Genomic DNA, 20,057 nt, shown 5'->3' on the forward strand with positions numbered 1-20,057 from the left:
GGCGGTAGACTCCCAACAGAATTATATCAATATTGTTAGTAAGTTGGCTATCTCTAAGATTGTCGAAAAAGAAAGGGTGATAGGATGGCACGCAAGAGGCCGATCACGGCGTTCGGCTGGATGATCAAACAGCGGTTGGCCGAGATACAGATGGATCAACGCGAGTTTTGCCATAAGTATGACATCCCGGAAAATCGTCTGGGTGATCTGATTACTGGCGCTCGCAAAGCAACCCGTTACCGTGAACAAGTTGAAAAAATCCTCGGCATCAAATACCTCGAACAAAAAGCGGAATAACCCCCTACATAAGACTCCTCTATGAAGGGATGGAGAACGCCTCTTCTCTATCTTTGTTGAGACTCTATTGAAGGAGATGATTGGATGGAAAAGCCTACATTTAAATCGTGGGCGAATGCTGTCACTCTTTGGTACGAACATTGCCCAGGTGTTGACGAAGCGAAACGGCAAGCACTTTTGCAAATGGAACTGGATACGATGAAGCAACTATCTGATATGGCCGAGCCGCTTGCAACCGAGATCGGAAACCTATCGGTACAAATAACCGCGCTTGAATCAAGACGCGAAGCATTGTCCAAGCTCTACAAGGAACTGGAAAAGCGATATAGCGATCACAGCGCTTCGTATGACAAGCATTTGAATGGAAAGTGACGCGCGAAGCGATATTCATCCTACGGAGGGATAATCAGATGATTCGGACACAAAAAAGGAACGACTCACTGGAATGAGCCGCCCCCGGTCGAATCATCACGCAAACCTGATTCCCCTCCATTATAACACAGTCACGTTCCATTTAGGAAAGGAGGAGGCCGTTTGGTGGAAATATACATCACGCTCGAAGAGGCGGCTGGGTTTGAGGGAATATCCTACAAAGGGCTAACTTCTCGGGTCAACAGACATCCAGACGTTTATCTCACTAGAACAGAACCAGCTTCCACAAGCGGCGGGAAACCCCGCGTTCTCGTATCGCTTTCATCCCTCTCCAAGAAGGCGCGTCGAGCCTACAAACAAGCTCAAAACATACAGGGAGAGGACATAATCATCAGTGAGCGTGCTAAAACAGAAGAAATCCCGTGGTACATCTACACCGATCTTGCTGAATACATCGAAAAGAACAGCAAAGCGTACTACGAAGCTGTTGAATTATCGAAAATCATCCACGAATTTTTGAATTACGGTGATCGTGATCGTACTGAATTCGCAGGTAGTTTCGCTAAAGCGAACGGTATGAGTCAGAGAACACTTTACCGACATTCCCAAAGTTATCTTGAAGCAAGTGCCTGGGCACTGAAAATGAACAAACAAGACGGAAAGAACTATGACTTCTTCAAGGTACTTGCGCTCTGTCGGAAGCCAAAACAGAAGCATACTTTTCCTTCGCTTACACCTGAAGTCAGGGCATTCATTGAAAACTTGTGGTTCGAACCAGTGTTCGCAAGTAACAACGGAACGATTGAGATGTTATATGGAAAACTCATGAAGATTGGGTCAATGAACTGTTGGGATATCCCTTCATATCCAACGGTCGCTCGCTATATTGGATATCTGATGGATGTTAAGCGCGGCAAAAATGCAAGATTGTTAGCTGAAAAAGGAATGCGTGAATTTAAGAACCAACGAATGGTAAAAGCATCACGAAATATAAAGGCATTGCCGATTATGGGGCTTGTGCAGGGTGACGAGCATACATTCGATGTCTGGGTGAAATATACATACCCGAACGGCAAATCAAAAGCTGTTAAACCACAATTGGTGGCATGGCTAGACACTCGCAGCCGCTGTATCGTAGGCGATGTGATCTGTGTCAGGGCTAATTCGCAAGTGCTGAAGCAATCATTGCTAAATATGTTGTACAACGAGATTGGCGGCGTTCCTGAGTGGCTACTAATCGACAACGGGAAAGACTACACGGCTGAAACGATGACCGGACGTAAGCGGAACGAACGTGTGAGCTTCGACAGTGAAACAAAAGGCTTCTATCGCAGCATCGGCATCCAGGATGATATGAGAAGTCTTCCGTATCAACCGTGGTCGAAGGCACAAGTTGAACGTTTCTTCGGTACTCTGATCAGTAAGTTTGAAAAGTGGCTTGGCAGCTACACGGGGACTCTCACAGGTTCCAAGACGGCAGCCAAGGTCAATAAGGATATTCCGAAGATGCTGGAACGAGACGAGCTGTTGACACTCGATGAGTTCTATGCCCTCTGGTGCGAGTGGCGCGACGAGTATCATCGCTCATTTCATAGTGGCCTGAAGGAACAAGGCGATAAGTGGCATACGCCGCTTGAGGTATTCCAGCAAGCAGAACGTTATGAGAAGGCGCCGCCACCGAAGTCATATGCAACCATCTTGATGATGAAGGCTGAGCGTGTCCTAGTTCGGAACATCGGAATTAAGAAGTTCGGTTATGAATATCGCGCTGATGAGCTCTGTCATTATATCGGTGACAAGGTAGATATCAAATGGGATCAGAACGATGTTACCAAGCTCTATGTATATACGACGGATGGGGACAAAATTTGCGAAGCATACAGCCAAGAATTACTGCTCATCGCCCCGAAGATGCCTCAGAAGGCACTGGAAGATCACTTGAAGATGCAGAAGCGTCAGCTACGGCAGACAAAGGACGAACTAGCGTATTACACAACGCCGCTTGAAGAACGCGATCCACAATATCAGGGCTATGGCAATGATGTTGCTGGCTTCATATTCAAGAACGATTCTACGCAGAAGCAAGGCTCTACGAAGCTTGTTGCAATGCCTGATGATAAGCAATTTAAGGATGAACTTCGTTCACGTAAGACAGCTAAGGCAAATAACGAAGCGGATGACTTTTATCAGAAGCAAGCAGAAAAAGCTCTTGCAGAGCTTCGCAAGCTTGGTTAATGAGGAGGAATTGGAATGGAAGCACCAGCACTCTATACCATTCAAGGTGGCACGCCACTGGCAATGCAACTCAAGGCCATCATGGATAACAACAAAATGACAATCACGGAATTGTCGAGAGAAGTCAACTATTCACGTCCAGCACTATCTCAATATATCAATGGGAAGTACCCTTCTGATCCAACAGATATCGAACAAGCAATATCAAGCTTCATCTCATCTATGGGTGGAGAAGTGGCAGCGACAAGTACGCGATCAGCCAATACACTGGTGAAACCATCATTTGTGGAGAGTCGAGATGCAACGGCCATCATTGGGGCATGCCAATCCTGCCAAGCTTTCACCGGATTGGGAATCATCGTTGGTAAATCAGGATATGGGAAAACGCACACTCTTAAATATTACGCTCGTTCGCCGAAGGTCGCATATATCGAGTGCGACGATACGATGGGACAACGCGATCTAGTTAAGGCCATTGAAAGAGCGCTCGGACTGCCCAACGGGTATGGGTCGATCTGGGAGCGTGTAAATGGAATACGTGAATTTTTCAATTGCAATCCTGGTTATTTGCTCATCATCGATGAGGCGGACAAGCTGGTCAGTAAATACAGCCAGAAGAAAATGGAGATACTGCGCGGGATATTCGATCAATCAGACGTCGGAATGATCATCGCTGGTGAACCGAAGCTTGAAGCGCAAATCAAAGGGTATATCAGTCGGTTTGCAAATAGAGTTGATTTTTATGTATCGCTAAAGGGGCTCTCTTCCAATGAGGTGCGAAACTACCTTGGTCACTTCAATATCGAAGAAAGCGCAATTCAAGAACTAATCGTCCGCGCCACGAACAATAAAAATGGTTGCTTCCGTCTGCTAGACCGAACAGTGAACAATATTATTCGGGTCATAAACATGCGAAATTCCGATTCTGTAGGTGGAGAGTCCACTCCTCCTATCACTGCTGAAATTATCACTCAAGCCAGCAATATGATGATGCTATAGGAGGATGATCCGACATGAATAGAACAAACCTGACTCGCACTGAATCTATCGCACGCTTGCACACATTCCTTGGTCACGTGACACTGCCCGTTCCAATTCGTCCAGCTGCCATTGTGGCTGGATTGGATGAACTGGAAGTTCAAGAAGCGTTGAAATCGAATCCTTTCTTCGTCGTCTACAACCGCGAAATCATGGACAGAAAGGAGTGGCTGAACATGCAGCAAGCAAACACGGATGTACAGGAAATGTCCATCATAGATGCGGATCGCCAGTATAGAGAACATGGTCAAGTGGTTGTGTTCCATAATGGTGAACCGACAGAAACTTATTACGAGGAGGAATTAATTGCGCTATGAATTTCAGCAAGAAATTGAGTAAACACGGCTCTATTACGTTCCCGGCAGCACTTCGCCGGGAATACGGGCTGTCAGACGGTGAGAAGTTTAGCATTCATGTTGATGGTGAAGATGGAACTATTCTGCTTCAACGAACGCAAGGGAACTGTATGTTTTGTCAATCTGACAAGGAATTGATAGTGTTCCGTGGACGTTTCATATGCTCCTGTTGTGTGCAAGGCATGGATGCTGAGGTTTCAGATCGAAGAGTTGCTAACGCATTCGAAGGAGCTGAAGCGGAATGAACACAGCAACATTGATGCAAAAGGTTGACGAAGCAATCGCCTTGGAACAGCAGATGAAGGAATGCAAGAAACGGGTGGATTCCATCAAGGCAGAACTCACCACAGCGGCCTATGTGGAGATGGACAATAAGAATCTTTCTTTCTTCCAGATCACTGGTGAGAGCGGCCGCTTCAACGTAGTGTACAAGGAAAAGTTCGAAGTCGATAACTATGACAACCTCATTAACGTACTCGGTGAAGTAGCTCTATCGAAGGTCAGCCGTAAGCAAGAAGTCAAGTATGAGACAGATTCACGATTCAAGGCAGCTCTCATCGCGCTCTACAAGGCTGAATACACAACGGACGTGACTATCGAGTATATCCTGAGTGAGCTTGGTCTTAGCGATAAAGTAATCAAGGCATTGAAGAAGAAACTCAAAGGTGAATATCTGAAGGACAAGCAGCTCCTAGAGAGTGTTGGCGTGACTGGTGAGCTTGAAGAAGAGCTCGATGCAATCAGAATGGTTAAGAATGGCGAGCTTGTTGAGCGTTTCTTTGGTCAACTATCCAAGGAACAAATCGACATCATCAGAAACGCGGTATATGTGGAAGACAGCATCAGTGTGGGGCTTGAGATCAACAAAGATACGTGAGGAGACGGTTACTCATGGACAAGATCACCTATCCGCAGATGAAGAACATATTTGGGCTTGCCAAGCAAGCCCAAATTAATAATGACGAACTGCATGACATGGTTCATTCAGTTACGGGATCAAATAGCATCAAAGCATTAAGTAAGTCTCAGGGCATCAAAGTAATTGATAGGCTGAATCAACTACTCGGCAAAGGCAAGCCATCAACGCGGGCGACTCCCAACCAGATATGGCAAATCAACAAGCTGGCGAAAGAATTAGGTTGGAACACTGATCCTCGTAGGCTTCGAGGGTTCTTGGAGAAGCAGCAAGGCGTTAGCCATACCAGCTATCTTTCTCCTTCCCAAGCAAGTAATGTCATCGAATCATTGAAGGCCATGAAACGGCGAACAATGGAAGGAGGTCGTAGAAGCCATGGAACATCATGAGCGGTATTCTCCAGCTCAACAGGAAACCATTGAAGCTTATTGGGATACGATCCGATGGACACGAACAACAGGGAAGATTTCTGATGGAATCAAGCAGCGCGAATATGAGTATTGGGCGAAGTATGAACCTACCCTTGTCATTAGGGCGCTATCCATCCACATGGAAAAGTATCCAAATATCAAGGAGAACTACACGCGGGGCATCCTCCGTAATCTCCTGAAAGGTGGTGCTGTTCATGCAGAAATCGAAAGAGAGCGTAGCCGATCTGTTCAGAAGCCTTCAAGCAGCCAGGGCAAACGCGATATCAGCGCCGAAGAAGCCTTCCGCAGAAGACTCTCTGGCCTATGATTGCCTAAAGTGTCGAGACGAGGGTGTTATATTAGTGCCTGAACGTAATGTGGCTTATCAATGCGAATGTATGAAGTCTAAGAAACTAAAACGGATCATGAAAACTACCAACATGAGTGAAGATGCCTTGCTCAAAACATTTGACAATTTTAATTTAGAAGGCTTGGATTCTCGTATTGTCGCTGCATATGAACTGGCGCGTGAATATTCTGATGGACTGATTGCACGAGTTCTAAAGGGAAAGGATTTAAAAGGAGTTCCTTGGTTGGGGATACTAGGGACTCCTGGCAGTGGCAAGACGCACCTAATAACTGCAACAGTTGCGCCATTGATCGAACACGGTATACATCCCCTTTTCTTTAATTGGGTACAGTCGTTTACAGAATGGTTTTCTCATTACAACGACCCAGAAAGTTCTTATATGATCGAGGAAATTCGGCAAAATATATACAATTGTGACCTGCTGGTTGTAGATGACATTTGCAAGGAAAGCCAGAAAGACACCTGGATTCGGGAGTTTTACGGCATCGTTGATTACCGTTATCGAAAGCAACTCCCTATCGTCTACACGAGCGAATATTTCGCAGAACTGATCGGGTTTCTGTCAAAGGCGACAGCTGGACGGCTATTTGAGCGTACTGTTAGCCCTAGAGGAAAGAAGTTTCTGGGCAAGATGTTGTTAAATGAGGGCGAAGACCCACTTGCCTTGGATTACCGATTTAAGGATTTCTGAAAGGTAGGCGCTTACTATGGTTGACTACAAAAAAGTTCATGCTTACACCCTGACTCCAGAACAACTAGAAGCGGAGCGTAAGCGACTCGACGCAATGAAGCCTAGACACTATAGAGGAAATGACGTTGCTATTCTTGCGCCTCAAATCGGATACAACGGTAAGTATCTTAAAAAGGGCGGCGAATGGTACAGATAGACTAATCATGTCGTTATTATCAAGAAAAGTGGCAAAGGAGAAGCGAATGACAAAGCGTAAACCGAAGCCAGTACCAGTGTTAATTGCAGCCCCACCCGATCCGAATCGATGCTTCGTCCACTTCTCCAAGGCATTTCCTACTGCTGGTACTATGGCGGTTAGCTTGGAGAGTCTAGCGAATCAACTTCGCAAGCAGCCGATGGATAGAAAGGTATCCTCGATCCAATTGCATCGGCATATTTTTGAGATCAACTTTGAGGAGGTGGAAAAATGAAGCCAACAAGCAGTATGACAATTGAAGACTGGAAAACCGTTGAAAAGAACTTGAGACATCTGCACTACCCTGTGGAATTAAATTGTGATGGTTACCCAGTAACATTGGTTCTTGAGAGGGTTACCCCGTTCAAGAACGGCATTGCAGTGTATATCGATGGAACTGTTAAGGGCTCATGGATAATTGATGATTGCGAAGAACGACGCAGATTCATGCGGCCTATCACGAAGCAACTTTTCACTAGAAAACAACTAGAAAGTGCTAAAAAAGTAAGCAAGAAATATTACAGGGACGCAGCAGCACAGAAATATACCTATCATGATCATCGTTGGTATTCTTTTGGTTCGTTAAAGAGACATTTGATCAAGAACAATGAAGTAATAGAGATTACAAGCCGTAAAGGAAGTGTCGCAGGATGATCTATCGTAAGGATCACATCCCGAAAAATACAATGAAGAATCGTCGCCCTGGATACCCAATGGACGCGACAACGATTACCATACACAACACTGGAAATTCAACAAGCAGCGCTGCAAATGAACGCGGTTGGTTGACAAATCCTGAGAATGATCGCGTAGCTTCTTTTCACATCGCAATCGACGAAAATGAAGCAGTAGAATGCATTCCTTTGACTGAAAATGCATGGCATGCAGGAGATGGCAGCACCATGAAATCCGGCAATAGGACGAGTATCGGAATTGAAATATGCGAGTCGGGGAATTACCAGAAGACTCTTAACAATGCTGCGCAGCTCGTTGCCCACATGCTACAAGAACGTGGATGGGGTGTTGAACGATTAAGGCGTCACTTTGATTGGTCTGGAAAGATATGCCCAAGGCTCATGTACGATGGCGGTAAGTGGACAGGATGGTACTCATTCATTGAAATGGTCAAATCGAACCTCAAATCTGAAACGAGAAAGGATGAAGAACCGATGACAAGAGAAGAAAAAGCTGAGTTTGACAAGCTGAAGAAAACAGTTGAGGAACAAAGCAAACGTCTGAAGGACTTAGTGGAACAAATTGATCCTCCAACATGGGCAAAGGAAGCAGCAGCCTACTACGAAAAGGAAATGTCAACGTTGAAAGGCAGTTATGATTTTTGGCGACTGCTAACTATCCAATACCGGAAGGAAAAAGGGCATTCAGCATAATGAGCATTGACATTTTTGATTATCTGCTATAATTAGGAGGTGATCCGCCGGATGGAATGGCTCGATGAGCTAACGCCAGATATGCTGCCCATGCCATACCGTAAGTATGCTGAATGGATAGGATTAGATAACCTAATTACGCTGGCCAGCAAGGCCGGAGGGGATCATGTGTACATCCCCACATTGGATTTCTTCTTCCGCCGGGTACGTGACAGGCGGATCATTCAAGAGTATGATGGATATAACCATCGAGAGATCGCACAGAAGTATGAACTGAGTGAACGTAGAGTGAGAGAAATTTGTGACGGCATCCTTCCAGTTTCTCCACGGAGGGATGAGAATCAACTCCAACTTTTCGATGATGACGAGCTAAAATGAGGGGCGAAAAATCGGGGAATCCCTTCCAGACATGCAAGAAAACACTTGGTAATCTACCAGTAGAGGCTTATGCCCTACTGGTTTTTTTATTGCCTAAAAAGGAGGCTCTTACATGATGCAAGATGCAATTAACGAGATGTTATTGAATGTGGCGCTGGCGGGCCTGACTCTACTGTCTTCATTTGCGATTTACTACATACGCCGGGCTAGCGCCAAGCTGTCGGCAGAGACGGCGAAAATTGATGCGGATGCGCAACGTGCGCTGGTTCAGGCAGCTATTGAACGATTGGATGATGTTGCGACCAAGACCGTCCACCAAATTGAACAGACCGTCGCCAGTCATTTACGGGAGTCTGTCAAGGAAGGATGGTCACCCAGAGAAGAATTAATGGAACTTGCCCCTCAAGCGTATTCGGAAATTGTCCGCCAGCTCAAGCCCGAATACATGCGGGCCCTACATGACACCCTGGGCGACGCAGAGGGGTACATCATGAGCACGATTGAATCCAAGGTGCTGGAGCTCAAGGAGCGTGCTGGCTAGTGGAGTGGAATTGGATCATACAGACGGCGACGATGCTAGGCATCGGAGCAATTGGTTACTTTTTAAAAACGACGATGGCAGAACTCAAAACGCAAATCAATAAAAACGCTCAAGATGTGGATGAATTGAAAAAAGAATTGGATGACTTACGTTCCGATCTCCCGTTCATCTACACGACCCGGGAGGATTTCATTAGAACGATGAACAACGTCGACAAGAAGCTCGACAAAATACACGATAGCATGCTGGGAGGACAGAGGTAGATGGATGAACAAACCTATCACGGTGTGCAACATAATAAAGCGGTTCGGGGCTATATCATGCGCTCGCTCGCAAAAGGACATAACAATTCGCTCCTATGCAGGCAATTGGTCAATGTCATGGTCAACGATGGCGTAATCATCAGCCCGGATATCTCCAAGCATCTGGATTACTTATTCAAGAAGGGCTACATCGAATATTCGAATGAGCGTGTGAATTCGTACAATGCTTATGCCAATGATGCCGTAATCCGGCTAACGGTAAAGGGCATCGATTTACTGGAGGGCTCAACTCCGGATGATCCGGGAGTCGCCATCTAATGAGCGGCAAACGAAGAAACCGCACGCGCTCTAAAGTTGACGACCTGCCTTTGCATATCAAGGATCAGGTCGACGCGATGCTTCTTGATACACGGTACACCTACTGGGAGATATCAGAGTATCTGGAGGCCCAGGGATTCGAGGTATCCAAGAGTTCCATTGGTCGCTATGCGCTCCGAGTCGGGAACGCGACGCAGCGGCTTATGGAGGCGCAAGAACAGACAAAGGCGCTAGTCGAGATGATCCGGAAAAATCCGGACGTCGATTACACCGAAGGCGGCCTACAAATTATGGCCGGAGAGCTGACGAAGAAGATGGCGCAAGCACAGGAAGAATGGGACTACATGCCGCTGGATAAGGCGGCCCGCGTTATGGTCGCGCTCTCCAGAACAAAGGTCTATAAAGACCGCGTCCGCCAGGACATGCAGAAGAAGATCGAACTAGCATTCCAAGGGATGGAGGCAGAACTCATGGCAGCCATCAAGGCCGATCCTCAACTTGCCGGAGAACTGAAGGCGGTACTGCAAAAAGCGAAGGAAAAGATGATGGCCGATGATTAACCTGGACGAGTACCTCCGGCAACTGGAGGATGAGGCAGACAAAGAAGAACTACTCAGTCTGGAGTATCAGAAGCAGCTCTTTGAAAACTACGTCATGCGTAATGAGCAGCACCGCGAATACCGGGAAACGTTGCTAAGGGAGTACCAAAGCGGCGCAGAACTGACAGGCCCGGATGGCTTGCGCAAGAAGCTAGGAGCCATTGACCTGGGGTATTTCGGGCGGGCTTATCTGCCCCACTACTTCGTCAGGGAATCGCCGCAATTTCACGAAGAGCTGGATAGTATATGGACTCAAGGAGTCATGAAGGGCCTGAACCCTTTGCCGGATGGGAAGAAGATATCAAGGGCGAAAGGCTGCCGCCGTGCTACAGCCGCCTCACGTGGGCATGCGAAGTCGACAAACTTCACCTTTAAGGACACTTTGCACTCGGTGGTATATGAGTACAAACATTACCCGATCATCCTCTCTGATAGTTCCGACCAGGCAGAAGGATTCCTCACGGATATTAAAACCGAGCTAGAGGATAACCCGGCCATCATTGAGGACTTCGGGAGCCTCAAGGGTAGAGTCTGGAAAGGCAGCGTCCTTGTGACCTCGACAGATATCAAGGTTGAGGCCATTGGCAGCGGCAAGAAGATTCGGGGCCGCCGTCATCGCAACTGGCGTCCTGACTTGATTGTCCTGGACGACATCGAGAATGACGAAAATGTTTACACGCCGGAGCAACGCAAGAAACTGGAAAGCTGGTTCTACAAGGCGGTTAGTAAAGCAGGCGACACGTACACTGACATCGTCTATATCGGAACGATCCTGCATTACGATTCTCTGCTTTCCAAGGTGTTGAAGAACCCGGAATATCATTCTGTAAAGTATCGGGGGGTTATCAGCTTCGCGACGAATCAAGAGCTCTGGGACGCTTGGGAAGCAATCTATACCGACCTGGAAAACGTGCATCGGCAAGAAGATGCGCGGGCCTTCTACGAAGACAACAAGGCCGACATGCTCGAAGGCACAGAAGTCTTGTGGGAAGAAAAGCTCTCCTACTACGACTTGATGGTAATCAAGATTTCTGAAGGCGAAGCATCGTTCAATTCCGAGATTCAAAACGATCCGATTGACCCGGATTCCTGCACATTTAATGATGAATGGTTCGACTTCTGGGATGACGACCCGACGATTGATTTCCGGGATAAGCGATTCGTGTTTGTCGCCGCGAACGACCCTTCCCTTGGGAAAAACAAGAAAAGCGATACCAGTTCCATCATTGCCATAGCCAAGGATACCAAGAGCGGCTATATGTACGTGGTGGAGGCATCCATCGAGCGGCGCGTCCCTGATGTCATCATCGATGACGCCATAGAGATGTCCAAGCGATTCCGGCGCGACTATAAGCGGCCATTCCGCAAATTTGGCGTCGAGACGGTACAATTCCAGCACTTCTTCAAGGATGTACTGGCACAGAAGAGCGCAGAGGCTGGCGAATACCTGCCGATAGAGGAGATCCAAAGTCTCCAGCGCAAGGAACTGCGGATCGAGTCGCTTCAGCCATTTGTTAAGAATGGGTATCTGAAGTTCAGTCGCCGCCACAAGACACTGTTACAACAAATGCGGGAATACCCGATGGGCAAAAATGACGATGGACCGGATGGATTGGAGATGGCCGTCCGACTTGCCCTGGGCATCAAGACATCAAACAAGACGGACTATAAATCAGTAATCAGCCGGGCGATGAAATTCCGGCGAGGCGGTTATTAGGTGGTGAATCTATGTCGAAGAAAAACAAGCAGAAGAACAAAACGGTAAGCCCCCGCCGCCCGGAGCTGAACGAGATTGCAGTCGCCCCGGTATGGGATAAATACTCCACGTACCCATCGAACGGCTTGACTCCGGTGCGACTGGCGCAAATCTTTCGCGAGGCAGACGCGGGCGACGTGCTGCGACAGATGGAGCTCTTTGAGGAGATGGAAGAGAAAGATCCGCATCTATTTTCACAGCTCCAGACACGCAAGAACGCGGTCACCGGACTGGACTTCGAAGTCATCCCGTTTTCGGATGACGAATGGGATAAACAGATAGCCGAGTTTGTGAAAGAGCAGATCGACGGGCTGGAGAACTTCGAGGACATCATGATGGATCTGCTTGATGCTATCGGTAAGGGTATCTCCGTATCTGAAATTATTTGGGGCTACGACGATGGATTTACGGTCGTAGAGGATATCAAGTGGCGGCATCCCAAGCGTCTCCTCTGGGACAATCAAGACACTCTGAAAGTGGTCACCCGCGATAATCCATCCGGAATACCTCTTCCGGAGAATAAGTTCGTCATACATCGTTACAAGGCGCGTTCAGGGCACCCATCACGGGCAGGCGTCCTGCGCGTGGTCGCCTGGATGTATTTGTTTAAAAATTACGATCTAAAGGATTGGGTCAGTTTTTGTGAAGTGTTCGGAATGCCGCTCCGGCTGGGCAAATATGACCCATCCGCCTCGGATGATGACAAGGCTGCTCTCATGCGTGCTCTCGTTCAGATAGGAACAGATGCAGCGGGCATTATTCCGGACGGAACAGAGATTGAATTCAAAGAGGCTGCGAAGACCACATCAATTAACGTGTATGAGTCGCTCGCCAGGTACTGCGATGAACAGATATCGAAGGCGGTGCTCGGCCAGACGCTTACGAGCGATTCTGGGGGCGGAAGTTTCGCCCAGTCGAAGACACATAACGAAGTCCGCCACGATCTGACGGTCGCGGATTGCAAGGCCCTAGCTGCCACATTGCGCCGGGATCTAATTCGACCACTTGTCTACTTTAACTATGGGGAATCCCGGCGTATCCCCCATCTGCGTTTCGACTGTGAAGAAGCCGGAGACCTGAAAGAAACGGCGGATATCTACGGGAAGCTGATTGATATGGGATTGAAAATCCCAACATCGCACTTGTACAAGAAGTTTTCCGTGCCAAAGCCGGAGAACGGCGAAGAGGTAGCTGCCCCGTTATCACATTCGGCGCCAATGCCTTTTAAAGACAAAACTTTGGTGGCTGTAGCTAACAAGGGTAATCGGCCTGGAGTTACACAGGGAAGCGTGGATCAATTGGCCGACGCAGCTATCCAGAATTCCAAGGGGATATTCGGCAAGATATTTGCTCCTGTTCTCAAAATACTTGACACGGCGAATAGCCTGGAAGAAGTCAAAGCCAAGCTCGAAGACGAAAGATTCGCGGGAGAGCTGTATCAACAGATGGATATCGAAGACCTGGACGAGCTGCTGCACAAGGCTATGTTTTACGCTGACCTAATGGGGAGAGTCGAAGAGCATGCGAGAATGGATTGAGCTCCTTACCACGCCTGGATTCGTCTTTGAGGAGGCGGTTGCCTTCTTCGGCGACAAACTACCAATGAAGGAAAGTGAATTCTACCAACTTGCCGAGGAGTACCGGGCACAGGCGTTCACGATTTCCGGATACAGCAAGATTCAGCTCCTTCGCAAGTTTCACGGGGAATTGCTGAAGGCCATTGATGAAGGAACGACACTGGGCAAGTTCCGTGAACGGATGAACGATTGGCTGGAGCAGCGTGGATATGAAGGCGTGACAAACTATCAGGCGGATAATATCTTCCGGACGAACGTGCAGACGGCCTATCAGGTGGGGCACTGGAAGCAGATGACGGCACCGGAGACGCTGCGCTTACGTCCGTACTGGCAGTATGATGCAGTCCAGGACAAGCGCACGCGGCCATCGCATCTGGCGATGCACGGCAGGGTATTTCGGGCCGATGACCCGATATGGAATACCTGGTATCCCCCGAATGGGTTCCGCTGCCGCTGTACCGTCCGAACACTCTCCGAGCGTCAAGTTCGGGAACGCGGCCTCAAGGTGGAAACAGAACCGCCAGTATCTGCCCAATTAAATGGTCAGCATGTGAACATAATGCCCGATCCAAGCTTCTCGAACAATCCAGCAAAGCACGCTTTTGATCCGGACGTTAGCAGCTACCCAAAGAGTTTGAAAAAAGCCTTTGAGAACAGAGAAAAACGCAAGTCAAAGGAATAAGGCCTGGAACGCCCTCTAAGGCGTTTGTGAATTTGGATGACCGAATCATGCTGATGATTTATATACCCGCGTTATAACGCGTTATAACGGCGTTGCAGTCGACATGAATCGGCGAGGAGGTGATCACGCTGAAAAAATGGATTGTATGTTCAGGTACGGTAACCGAAGTTCAAGGCGTGCCGACCGTAATTAAGCTGCTGCCGCTTGGGCATGTGAAGTCCCAGAAAGGAAACTTTGTGGTCGATGAGGAGTCCTTTCGGGCTATGAAGGAAACGTTCCACCGCCGGGCGCTTGATATCGTCATCGACTATGAGCATCAGACGCTGGAGGATGTGCAGGCCCCCGCTGGCGGTTGGATTAAGGAACTCATCATCCAGGATAATGCCATCGCTGGGAAGGTGGAATGGACACCCAAGGCGGAAGAGTACCTGAAGAACAAGGAATACCGCTACCTATCCCCGGTTGTGCTGGTGCGTAAATCGGATCAAAAAGCTGTCGTGCTACACTCGGTTGCCCTAACCAACACGCCAGCAATTGATGGAATGTTCCCGATTATCAATTCGCTTGACATTACCCAATACGAGGGAGGAAATAACATGGATTTTTTGAAACAACTTGCCGCCCTGCTTGGTCTGGGCGAAGAAGCTACCGAAGAGCAAGTCCTGCAAAAGCTTCAGGCGTTACAAGCTAATTCGACGGAAGAGAAGGAAAAAGAAAAGAAAGACGACGAAGAAGAAATCGTCGCCAACAAAACGATTATGACGCTGCTCGGCGTTGCGGAAGATGCGAAAACGGAAGACGTAGCAGCGGCCATTATGGCATTGAAAAATCCTTCCGGCTTCGTGCCTGTTTCGGAGTTCCATGCTCTGAAGGCGCGACTGGATAAAAAGGATTCGGATGAGCTCGTGATGACGGCCCTGAAGGATGGCAAGATTTCCGCCGCTCAAAAGGCTTGGGCGGAAGAATACGCACTCAAAGACCCGCAAGGCTTTAAAAAGTTTGTTGAAAAGGCCCCGCAAGTGGTTCCGGTCGGTGAACTTGAAATCGAGGACGGAAAGGCGCAGTCGAAGGGGATTGATGAGATGAGCCTGAAGGTCTGTAAAATGCTTGACATTTCGGATGAAGACCTGGAGAAGTACGGCGGAAAATAAAAGACATAATTGGGAGGAGGAAAGGCCTTATGGCACTGTCACAAGGACGCAATACAACGGAGTTCGCCGACGGAAGAACGCTTGTCATTCCGGTCAAAGGTGGAGTCAAGATTTTTGATGGCTCATTCGTCGCTATCGACGCGAACGGCTTGGCCGTTCCGGGGGCAAAAGCAACCAATTTGATCGCAGCCGGGCGAGCTGAGGAGTATATAGACAATTCGTTAGGTGCTGACGGGGATGCAACCATTCGTGTCCGACGCGGCGTGTTCAAGTGGAACAATGCAGCTACCGGAGCAGTGACAGCTAAGGATATGCTGAAAAGTTGCTATTTCGTTGATGACGAGACCGTCACGGCCACGGCTACAGGCTCCAGTGTGGCTGGTAAGGTCATAGGCATTGACGGCAGCTACGTTGTTGTTGAAACGTTATAAGCTGAACAATTCATAGAGGAGGAAATGGAATGATAGTTAATCAGCAGGCTCTGCGCGGTATCTATACCGCATTCAATATCTTGTATACGAAGGCATTCGAAGAGACGAAAACACAGTGGGAACAAGTAGCCACGAAGGTTCCATCCACGACGGGCGAGGAAAATTACAAATGGCTTGGAAAGATGCCACGTATGCGGGAATGGGTCGGTGATCGTGAAATCCAAAACCTGCAAGCATCCGATTATACCATCAAAAACAAAGACTATGAACTGACGGTCGGTGTGGATCGCAATGATATCGAGGATGACACTATTGGTCTGTATAACCCTATTGTACAGGATATGGGCCAAAGCGCAGCAGCTCATCCGGATGAATTGGTATTTGGTTTGCTGCTCAAAGGGTTCAAAGAAAAGTGTTACGATAAACAGCCGTTTTTCTCGGATAAGCACAAAATCGGAGAGAAAGTCTTCAGCAACAAAGGGACTAAAAAGCTCTCCGTCCGCTCATATGCTGCTGCAAGAAGCGCCATGATGTCCCTTGTTGATGATGGTGGCAAGAGTTTGAAGCTTGTGCCTAATCTGCTTGTGGTCTCTCCGGCCAATGAAGAAATGGGACGCAAGATTCTTTATGCAGATCAAATTGATGGAACGACTAATACATTTAAAAGCACGGCGGAGCTGCTTGTCGTGCCAGACTTGGCCGAGAGCCCAGATGCTTGGTTTTTGCTCTGCACGACAAAGCCGCTGAAGCCGCTCATCTACCAGGAGCGCAAGGCGGCTAGGTTTGTCGCCATGGATCGGGATACGGATGAGAATGTCTTCATGCGTAAGCAATTCCTCTATGGCGTAGACGGCCGCTCGAATGCCGGTTATGGATTCTGGCAAATGGCATACGGAAGTACAGGCGAAGAGGACGAAGTAAATCCGGAGCCGCCAAAGGAAGAGCTGTCTCAAGATTGAACGCCATAAGAGGTGAATCGAATGTACTGTACCACGGAAGAAGTCCGAGGGATGATTAAGGATGACGCGCTGAACGCGCTAATCGGAGACCGCTACATCGAGGACGAGGAGCAACGCGAGGAGCTGATCGCCCCCATCATCGAAGAGGCCATTGCCGACGCATCCGGAGAAATCGACGGGTATCTCGTAAAGAGGTATTCCGTCCCCCTCTCTCGGGTGCCGAAGGTAATCAACAAGTATGCTAAGGACATCGCGGTATACAACCTGTTCAGCCGCATCGGCATCGACGAGGGCGAGAAGGAAAAGAACTATCTGAATCGATATAACGCGGCTATACGGTTCCTAGAGAACGTGGCAAAAGGGATTATCGATATCGGCGTCAGCGACGGTTCAAGCAAAGCGGCCACGGCCTTTTCCGCACAGAGTAGCCCACGCCTGTTTTCGCGAGCCAGCATGCGGGGGCTGTGAGATATGTATAGTATACGGCTTGAAGGCGATGTCCGGCGGCTCATGAAGCGGCTGCGGAAACTCCAAGAGGTAGACATTCGAAGAACTGGTCTGGTTCTGGCGGAAGCGCTACGAACATCAACCCTGGAACGGTTTAAGGAACAAAAGGGCCCAGACGGCAAGGCCTGGAGTACCTCCATCCGGGCATCACAAGAAAATGGCTCCACCCTGACAGATAGTGCTCGCCTGAAGAATTCCATTAAATCAACGGCAGATGGTTCAGGGTTTGCAGTCGGAACGAATGTAATATATGCCCGAACTCACCAATTTGGGGAAAAGGGCCGCTCTGTAACCATCCGGGCAAAGACGCGCAGAGGTCTGATTTTTAAAATCGACGGCCGCTGGATACGCAAGCGCCAGGTCAAAGTCAATATCAAGATTCCGGCACGTCCATACCTCGGTATATCGGAGGAGGACATGCTCGAAATCAAGGGCACGCTGGAAGATGCCCTAGCGGAGGAATAAGCATGATATCGACATGTAAAGAGTACCTTGTCCAAAAGCTAAAGGCCGCTGGAATCAAAAGCAAGGTATGCACAAGCATGAAAGAGCTTAGAGGGTACAGAGAAAGTCATGTCGGCGCGGTAATCCCGGATCGGGACACATTCTCACGAGCCTACAGCAAGAAGCTCTATCGCGACGAAAACATGGCAAAGCATAAACGGCGTAAAATGTTCGAGCGCGAAACAACATTTGTTGTCGTAATAGGCGAGTACAGCCAGGAGCAGGCTGACGCCATATTCGAAGCCTTCCTGGCATTGCTCGACCCAGGCATTTTGATTGACGGCAACTATACCGCGCTTGAAGTCGAGGAAGCTGACTGGGTAGACAAGGAAGACAGCATTTTGCAAGCAAAAATCGCAGTGCAATTGAAGGTGACTTTCCGAGGCGGCGTCTACAAAGATACGGACTTCGCCAAGGTCAATTACCATGTACGTAGCATCGAGAAGGAGGATGGATATGGCGAGCAAGGATAGTAAGGACGGGGGTTCCCCGGAACTTGTCCCCGTCGAAGAGTTGCGGGAACGGTGCGCTACTCCGGATGCAGTTTATCACGGTGTTGCTGCCGCTGAAAGCTGGAAGCCTGGCAAGCAAGTGACAATGGCTGCCTACAGCAAGGCCGTGGATAGATTCCTGTCCGGCCCCATCAGCGGAAAGAAGGTGATAGAAAATGCTTAGAGATGTAACGACGACCATCACCGACGGCGGACTCGGCATCCGCACGAACCTAGGTGAAGGAGTCCATGTCAAAATCGGTGTAGCTGCCGCACCGTCCGCCTCCCCTGTCGTCATAAGCGGGAATATGAACGACAAGAAAATCAAGGAATTGCTTGGTCATAGCCCGCTGGCCGATGCCGTCATGGACAGTATAGAGAATGGGGCTGGCAAAATCTATTGCTTCCCGGTCTCCCCTGCCGTTCCCGGCACGGTGGGGCAAGTACAGAAGGACGGAAGCGGCACAGGAAGCGCGACGGTCACCGGAAACCCATCCAATGCCGTCAAGGTTACGATGCAAGTGACGGAGAGCGGCGGGCTGAATGAGGCAGCCATTCGGTATGAGGTTGACGGCTTGTTCGAGCAGGAGGTCACTCTCCCCCTCAGTGGCGTACTGGACATACCGGGTACTGGCCTGAAATTTGCATTTTCGGAAGCAGAGCAAGACAAGGCGAAATCCTTCCTGGTCGGCGACACCTATACCGTATCGACGACCGCGCCGCAAATGAGTAATCAGGATGTTTTAGCAGCGATGGACAAGCTGCGGAACGTCAGCTTCTCCTTCGAATTTGTGCATATTGTGGGCGAATCGGCCAAACCACTATGGACGGCGGTCTCGGAGCAGATTGTGAAGCTGCGCGATACGTACAAGAAGCCGCTCTTTGCCATTTGTGAGGCTCCGCAGTGGGAGATGGATGAATCTATTGACGCATTCGTCCAGCGACTTATTGAAGCTCGCAAGGGCCTTTCCAACTATGACCTGCAAATCGTATCCGCCTGGTCAAAATATCGGAAGATGGACGGCCGGACAAAGGTGGTCAACAATGCAGGGATTGTCTGCGGGCTGTATGCTCTGGCGAAGCCACAGCAGTCTATCGGCGAGACGAAGAGCTTCAGCATTCCAGAAACGAAGATGTTGGAGCTGCTGCCAGAAGGTATTGAAGACTATGTCGGCCTGCTGGATGAAGAGAAGTACCTGACATTCCGGAGATATGAAGGGCTGGATGGTTTTTATGTTACGAATGCCAAGATGATGGCCCCGGATGGATCGGATTATCGGTACGCCGAAGATGTGCGCATCAAGAACAAGATCATACGTGAGACTCGTCGGGAAGCTCTCCTCCACCTTCAGAGCGAGGTCGATATGACCGATGTTTCGGGCAGCTTGGAGACGATAGCGAAGTTCATTGAGACGCCGCTCGATGAGATGGTTCGCGCCAAGGAGATTTCTTCAGGCCGGATTATCGTCCCGTCAGACCAGGACATTCTGGTATCGGAACAACTGGATGTCATCATCCGCTATGTGCCGATTGGGCATATTCGGGAGATTCAGATCGACATTGGAATGGAAAATCCGTTCGGGAGGGAATAA

General features: G+C 48.9%; 29 protein-coding genes. All 29 read left to right on the top strand.

From position 1 onward, the window contains the following. Positions 1-84 precede the first annotated feature (84 nt). The 29 genes from OCY70_RS29930 (at position 85) to OCY70_RS30070 (ending at position 20,057) form a co-directional block, all read left to right on the top strand. Entirely contained in the window at positions 85-297 is a 213-nt protein-coding gene (locus tag OCY70_RS29930) for an XRE family transcriptional regulator (RefSeq protein WP_213431228.1), read from the top strand. A gap of 84 nt (positions 298-381) precedes the next feature. Further along, positions 382-669 (top strand): hypothetical protein, encoded by a 288-nt coding sequence (locus tag OCY70_RS29935; RefSeq protein WP_213431227.1) that lies wholly within the window; start codon positions 382-384, stop codon positions 667-669. Between the two features lie 162 nt (positions 670-831). Further along, entirely contained in the window at positions 832-2,904 is a 2,073-nt protein-coding gene (locus tag OCY70_RS29940; RefSeq protein WP_261945015.1) for a Mu transposase C-terminal domain-containing protein, read from the top strand. Between the two features lie 15 nt (positions 2,905-2,919). Next, a complete protein-coding gene (locus tag OCY70_RS29945) occupies positions 2,920-3,903 on the top strand; it encodes an AAA family ATPase (protein ID WP_213431507.1) in 984 nt (327 codons plus the stop codon). 14 nt (positions 3,904-3,917) lie between these two features. Further along, positions 3,918-4,259: a hypothetical protein gene (locus OCY70_RS29950; protein WP_261945014.1), complete on the top strand. Its 342-nt coding sequence runs from the start codon at positions 3,918-3,920 to the stop codon at positions 4,257-4,259. Further along, on the top strand, positions 4,256-4,543 hold the full coding sequence (locus OCY70_RS29955; protein ID WP_213431564.1) for an AbrB/MazE/SpoVT family DNA-binding domain-containing protein: 288 nt from the start codon (positions 4,256-4,258) through the stop codon (positions 4,541-4,543). The genes OCY70_RS29950 and OCY70_RS29955 overlap by 4 nt, the downstream gene beginning before the upstream one ends. Beyond that, positions 4,540-5,175, top strand: coding sequence for an ABC transporter permease (locus OCY70_RS29960; RefSeq protein WP_213431524.1), 636 nt, complete (start codon positions 4,540-4,542; stop codon positions 5,173-5,175). The genes OCY70_RS29955 and OCY70_RS29960 overlap by 4 nt, the downstream gene beginning before the upstream one ends. A gap of 14 nt (positions 5,176-5,189) precedes the next feature. Beyond that, positions 5,190-5,603 (top strand): regulatory protein GemA, encoded by a 414-nt coding sequence (locus OCY70_RS29965; RefSeq protein WP_213431523.1) that lies wholly within the window; start codon positions 5,190-5,192, stop codon positions 5,601-5,603. Next, positions 5,590-5,952, top strand: coding sequence for a hypothetical protein (locus OCY70_RS29970; RefSeq protein WP_163979858.1), 363 nt, complete (start codon positions 5,590-5,592; stop codon positions 5,950-5,952). The genes OCY70_RS29965 and OCY70_RS29970 overlap by 14 nt, the downstream gene beginning before the upstream one ends. 34 nt (positions 5,953-5,986) lie before the next feature. Continuing rightward, positions 5,987-6,685: an ATP-binding protein gene (locus OCY70_RS29975; protein ID WP_249725571.1), complete on the top strand. Its 699-nt coding sequence runs from the start codon at positions 5,987-5,989 to the stop codon at positions 6,683-6,685. 242 nt (positions 6,686-6,927) lie between these two features. Continuing rightward, on the top strand, positions 6,928-7,155 hold the full coding sequence (locus OCY70_RS29980) for a hypothetical protein (RefSeq protein WP_213430782.1): 228 nt from the start codon (positions 6,928-6,930) through the stop codon (positions 7,153-7,155). Further along, positions 7,152-7,574: a hypothetical protein gene (locus OCY70_RS29985; protein WP_213430781.1), complete on the top strand. Its 423-nt coding sequence runs from the start codon at positions 7,152-7,154 to the stop codon at positions 7,572-7,574. The genes OCY70_RS29980 and OCY70_RS29985 overlap by 4 nt, the downstream gene beginning before the upstream one ends. Then, the gene (locus OCY70_RS29990) at positions 7,571-8,308 is read left to right on the top strand and encodes a peptidoglycan recognition protein family protein (protein ID WP_213430780.1); all 738 of its coding nucleotides are present in this window, start codon (positions 7,571-7,573) and stop codon (positions 8,306-8,308) included. The genes OCY70_RS29985 and OCY70_RS29990 overlap by 4 nt, the downstream gene beginning before the upstream one ends. A 51-nt stretch (positions 8,309-8,359) precedes the next feature. Then, positions 8,360-8,686: a Mor transcription activator family protein gene (locus tag OCY70_RS29995; protein WP_213431483.1), complete on the top strand. Its 327-nt coding sequence runs from the start codon at positions 8,360-8,362 to the stop codon at positions 8,684-8,686. A gap of 112 nt (positions 8,687-8,798) precedes the next feature. Next, a complete protein-coding gene (locus tag OCY70_RS30000; protein WP_306433995.1) occupies positions 8,799-9,227 on the top strand; it encodes a guanylate kinase in 429 nt (142 codons plus the stop codon). Next, complete coding sequence (locus OCY70_RS30005) at positions 9,227-9,490, top strand: hypothetical protein (protein WP_213431481.1); 264 nt, start codon at positions 9,227-9,229, stop codon at positions 9,488-9,490. The genes OCY70_RS30000 and OCY70_RS30005 overlap by 1 nt, the downstream gene beginning before the upstream one ends. Beyond that, complete coding sequence (locus tag OCY70_RS30010; RefSeq protein ID WP_213431480.1) at positions 9,491-9,808, top strand: hypothetical protein; 318 nt, start codon at positions 9,491-9,493, stop codon at positions 9,806-9,808. Beyond that, positions 9,808-10,368: a DUF3486 family protein gene (locus OCY70_RS30015; protein WP_261944921.1), complete on the top strand. Its 561-nt coding sequence runs from the start codon at positions 9,808-9,810 to the stop codon at positions 10,366-10,368. The genes OCY70_RS30010 and OCY70_RS30015 overlap by 1 nt, the downstream gene beginning before the upstream one ends. Further along, the gene (terL, locus tag OCY70_RS30020) at positions 10,361-12,124 is read left to right on the top strand and encodes a phage terminase large subunit (protein WP_261944922.1); all 1,764 of its coding nucleotides are present in this window, start codon (positions 10,361-10,363) and stop codon (positions 12,122-12,124) included. Before OCY70_RS30015 ends, terL begins: the two co-directional genes overlap by 8 nt. Positions 12,125-12,135: 11 nt before the next feature. Further along, positions 12,136-13,701, top strand: a complete 1,566-nt coding sequence (locus tag OCY70_RS30025) for a DUF935 domain-containing protein (protein ID WP_213431409.1) — start codon at positions 12,136-12,138, stop codon at positions 13,699-13,701. Further along, entirely contained in the window at positions 13,685-14,422 is a 738-nt protein-coding gene (locus tag OCY70_RS30030; RefSeq protein WP_261945409.1) for a phage head morphogenesis protein, read from the top strand. The genes OCY70_RS30025 and OCY70_RS30030 overlap by 17 nt, the downstream gene beginning before the upstream one ends. A 119-nt stretch (positions 14,423-14,541) precedes the next feature. Then, positions 14,542-15,573 (top strand): phage protease, encoded by a 1,032-nt coding sequence (locus OCY70_RS30035; RefSeq protein ID WP_261948843.1) that lies wholly within the window; start codon positions 14,542-14,544, stop codon positions 15,571-15,573. A 29-nt stretch (positions 15,574-15,602) separates the two neighbouring features. After that, a complete protein-coding gene (locus OCY70_RS30040; protein WP_213430840.1) occupies positions 15,603-16,004 on the top strand; it encodes a hypothetical protein in 402 nt (133 codons plus the stop codon). Between the two features lie 29 nt (positions 16,005-16,033). Next, positions 16,034-16,963, top strand: a complete 930-nt coding sequence (locus tag OCY70_RS30045) for a Mu-like prophage major head subunit gpT family protein (RefSeq protein WP_213430841.1) — start codon at positions 16,034-16,036, stop codon at positions 16,961-16,963. Positions 16,964-16,984: 21 nt separating this feature from the next. Further along, a complete protein-coding gene (locus tag OCY70_RS30050; RefSeq protein WP_213430842.1) occupies positions 16,985-17,431 on the top strand; it encodes a gp436 family protein in 447 nt (148 codons plus the stop codon). A 42-nt stretch (positions 17,432-17,473) separates the two neighbouring features. Continuing rightward, positions 17,474-17,935 carry a phage virion morphogenesis protein gene (locus OCY70_RS30055; RefSeq protein WP_261948844.1) on the top strand — a complete coding sequence of 154 codons (462 nt, stop codon included), beginning with the start codon at positions 17,474-17,476 and terminating at the stop codon, positions 17,933-17,935. A 77-nt stretch (positions 17,936-18,012) separates the two neighbouring features. Further along, positions 18,013-18,447: an SON protein gene (locus tag OCY70_RS30060; RefSeq protein WP_249725584.1), complete on the top strand. Its 435-nt coding sequence runs from the start codon at positions 18,013-18,015 to the stop codon at positions 18,445-18,447. Then, a complete protein-coding gene (locus OCY70_RS30065) occupies positions 18,431-18,649 on the top strand; it encodes a hypothetical protein (protein ID WP_213430845.1) in 219 nt (72 codons plus the stop codon). Before OCY70_RS30060 ends, OCY70_RS30065 begins: the two co-directional genes overlap by 17 nt. Beyond that, positions 18,642-20,057: a DUF2586 domain-containing protein gene (locus OCY70_RS30070; RefSeq protein ID WP_213430846.1), complete on the top strand. Its 1,416-nt coding sequence runs from the start codon at positions 18,642-18,644 to the stop codon at positions 20,055-20,057. Before OCY70_RS30065 ends, OCY70_RS30070 begins: the two co-directional genes overlap by 8 nt.

Origin of the sequence: Paenibacillus melissococcoides, assembly GCA_944800085.1 — a bacterium.
GTDB lineage: Bacteria > Bacillota > Bacilli > Paenibacillales > Paenibacillaceae > Paenibacillus_B > Paenibacillus_B melissococcoides.

What these genes read in the sequence shown, in the direction of transcription:
- OCY70_RS29930 (WP_213431228.1), top strand. Translation starts at nt 85, where the DNA reads ATGGCACGCAAGAGGCCGATCACGGCGTTCGGCTGGATGATCAAACAG.
- OCY70_RS29935 (WP_213431227.1), top strand. Translation starts at nt 382, where the DNA reads ATGGAAAAGCCTACATTTAAATCGTGGGCGAATGCTGTCACTCTTTGG.
- OCY70_RS29945 (WP_213431507.1), top strand. Translation starts at nt 2,920, where the DNA reads ATGGAAGCACCAGCACTCTATACCATTCAAGGTGGCACGCCACTGGCA.
- OCY70_RS29950 (WP_261945014.1), top strand. Translation starts at nt 3,918, where the DNA reads ATGAATAGAACAAACCTGACTCGCACTGAATCTATCGCACGCTTGCAC.
- OCY70_RS29955 (WP_213431564.1), top strand. Translation starts at nt 4,256, where the DNA reads ATGAATTTCAGCAAGAAATTGAGTAAACACGGCTCTATTACGTTCCCG.
- OCY70_RS29960 (WP_213431524.1), top strand. Translation starts at nt 4,540, where the DNA reads ATGAACACAGCAACATTGATGCAAAAGGTTGACGAAGCAATCGCCTTG.
- OCY70_RS29965 (WP_213431523.1), top strand. Translation starts at nt 5,190, where the DNA reads ATGGACAAGATCACCTATCCGCAGATGAAGAACATATTTGGGCTTGCC.
- OCY70_RS29970 (WP_163979858.1), top strand. Translation starts at nt 5,590, where the DNA reads ATGGAACATCATGAGCGGTATTCTCCAGCTCAACAGGAAACCATTGAA.
- OCY70_RS29980 (WP_213430782.1), top strand. Translation starts at nt 6,928, where the DNA reads ATGACAAAGCGTAAACCGAAGCCAGTACCAGTGTTAATTGCAGCCCCA.
- OCY70_RS29985 (WP_213430781.1), top strand. Translation starts at nt 7,152, where the DNA reads ATGAAGCCAACAAGCAGTATGACAATTGAAGACTGGAAAACCGTTGAA.
- OCY70_RS29990 (WP_213430780.1), top strand. Translation starts at nt 7,571, where the DNA reads ATGATCTATCGTAAGGATCACATCCCGAAAAATACAATGAAGAATCGT.
- OCY70_RS29995 (WP_213431483.1), top strand. Translation starts at nt 8,360, where the DNA reads ATGGAATGGCTCGATGAGCTAACGCCAGATATGCTGCCCATGCCATAC.
- OCY70_RS30000 (WP_306433995.1), top strand. Translation starts at nt 8,799, where the DNA reads ATGATGCAAGATGCAATTAACGAGATGTTATTGAATGTGGCGCTGGCG.
- OCY70_RS30010 (WP_213431480.1), top strand. Translation starts at nt 9,491, where the DNA reads ATGGATGAACAAACCTATCACGGTGTGCAACATAATAAAGCGGTTCGG.
- OCY70_RS30015 (WP_261944921.1), top strand. Translation starts at nt 9,808, where the DNA reads ATGAGCGGCAAACGAAGAAACCGCACGCGCTCTAAAGTTGACGACCTG.
- terL (WP_261944922.1), top strand. Translation starts at nt 10,361, where the DNA reads ATGATTAACCTGGACGAGTACCTCCGGCAACTGGAGGATGAGGCAGAC.
- OCY70_RS30025 (WP_213431409.1), top strand. Translation starts at nt 12,136, where the DNA reads ATGTCGAAGAAAAACAAGCAGAAGAACAAAACGGTAAGCCCCCGCCGC.
- OCY70_RS30030 (WP_261945409.1), top strand. Translation starts at nt 13,685, where the DNA reads ATGCGAGAATGGATTGAGCTCCTTACCACGCCTGGATTCGTCTTTGAG.
- OCY70_RS30040 (WP_213430840.1), top strand. Translation starts at nt 15,603, where the DNA reads ATGGCACTGTCACAAGGACGCAATACAACGGAGTTCGCCGACGGAAGA.
- OCY70_RS30045 (WP_213430841.1), top strand. Translation starts at nt 16,034, where the DNA reads ATGATAGTTAATCAGCAGGCTCTGCGCGGTATCTATACCGCATTCAAT.
- OCY70_RS30050 (WP_213430842.1), top strand. Translation starts at nt 16,985, where the DNA reads ATGTACTGTACCACGGAAGAAGTCCGAGGGATGATTAAGGATGACGCG.
- OCY70_RS30055 (WP_261948844.1), top strand. Translation starts at nt 17,474, where the DNA reads ATGAAGCGGCTGCGGAAACTCCAAGAGGTAGACATTCGAAGAACTGGT.
- OCY70_RS30060 (WP_249725584.1), top strand. Translation starts at nt 18,013, where the DNA reads ATGAAAGAGCTTAGAGGGTACAGAGAAAGTCATGTCGGCGCGGTAATC.
- OCY70_RS30065 (WP_213430845.1), top strand. Translation starts at nt 18,431, where the DNA reads ATGGCGAGCAAGGATAGTAAGGACGGGGGTTCCCCGGAACTTGTCCCC.
- OCY70_RS30070 (WP_213430846.1), top strand. Translation starts at nt 18,642, where the DNA reads ATGCTTAGAGATGTAACGACGACCATCACCGACGGCGGACTCGGCATC.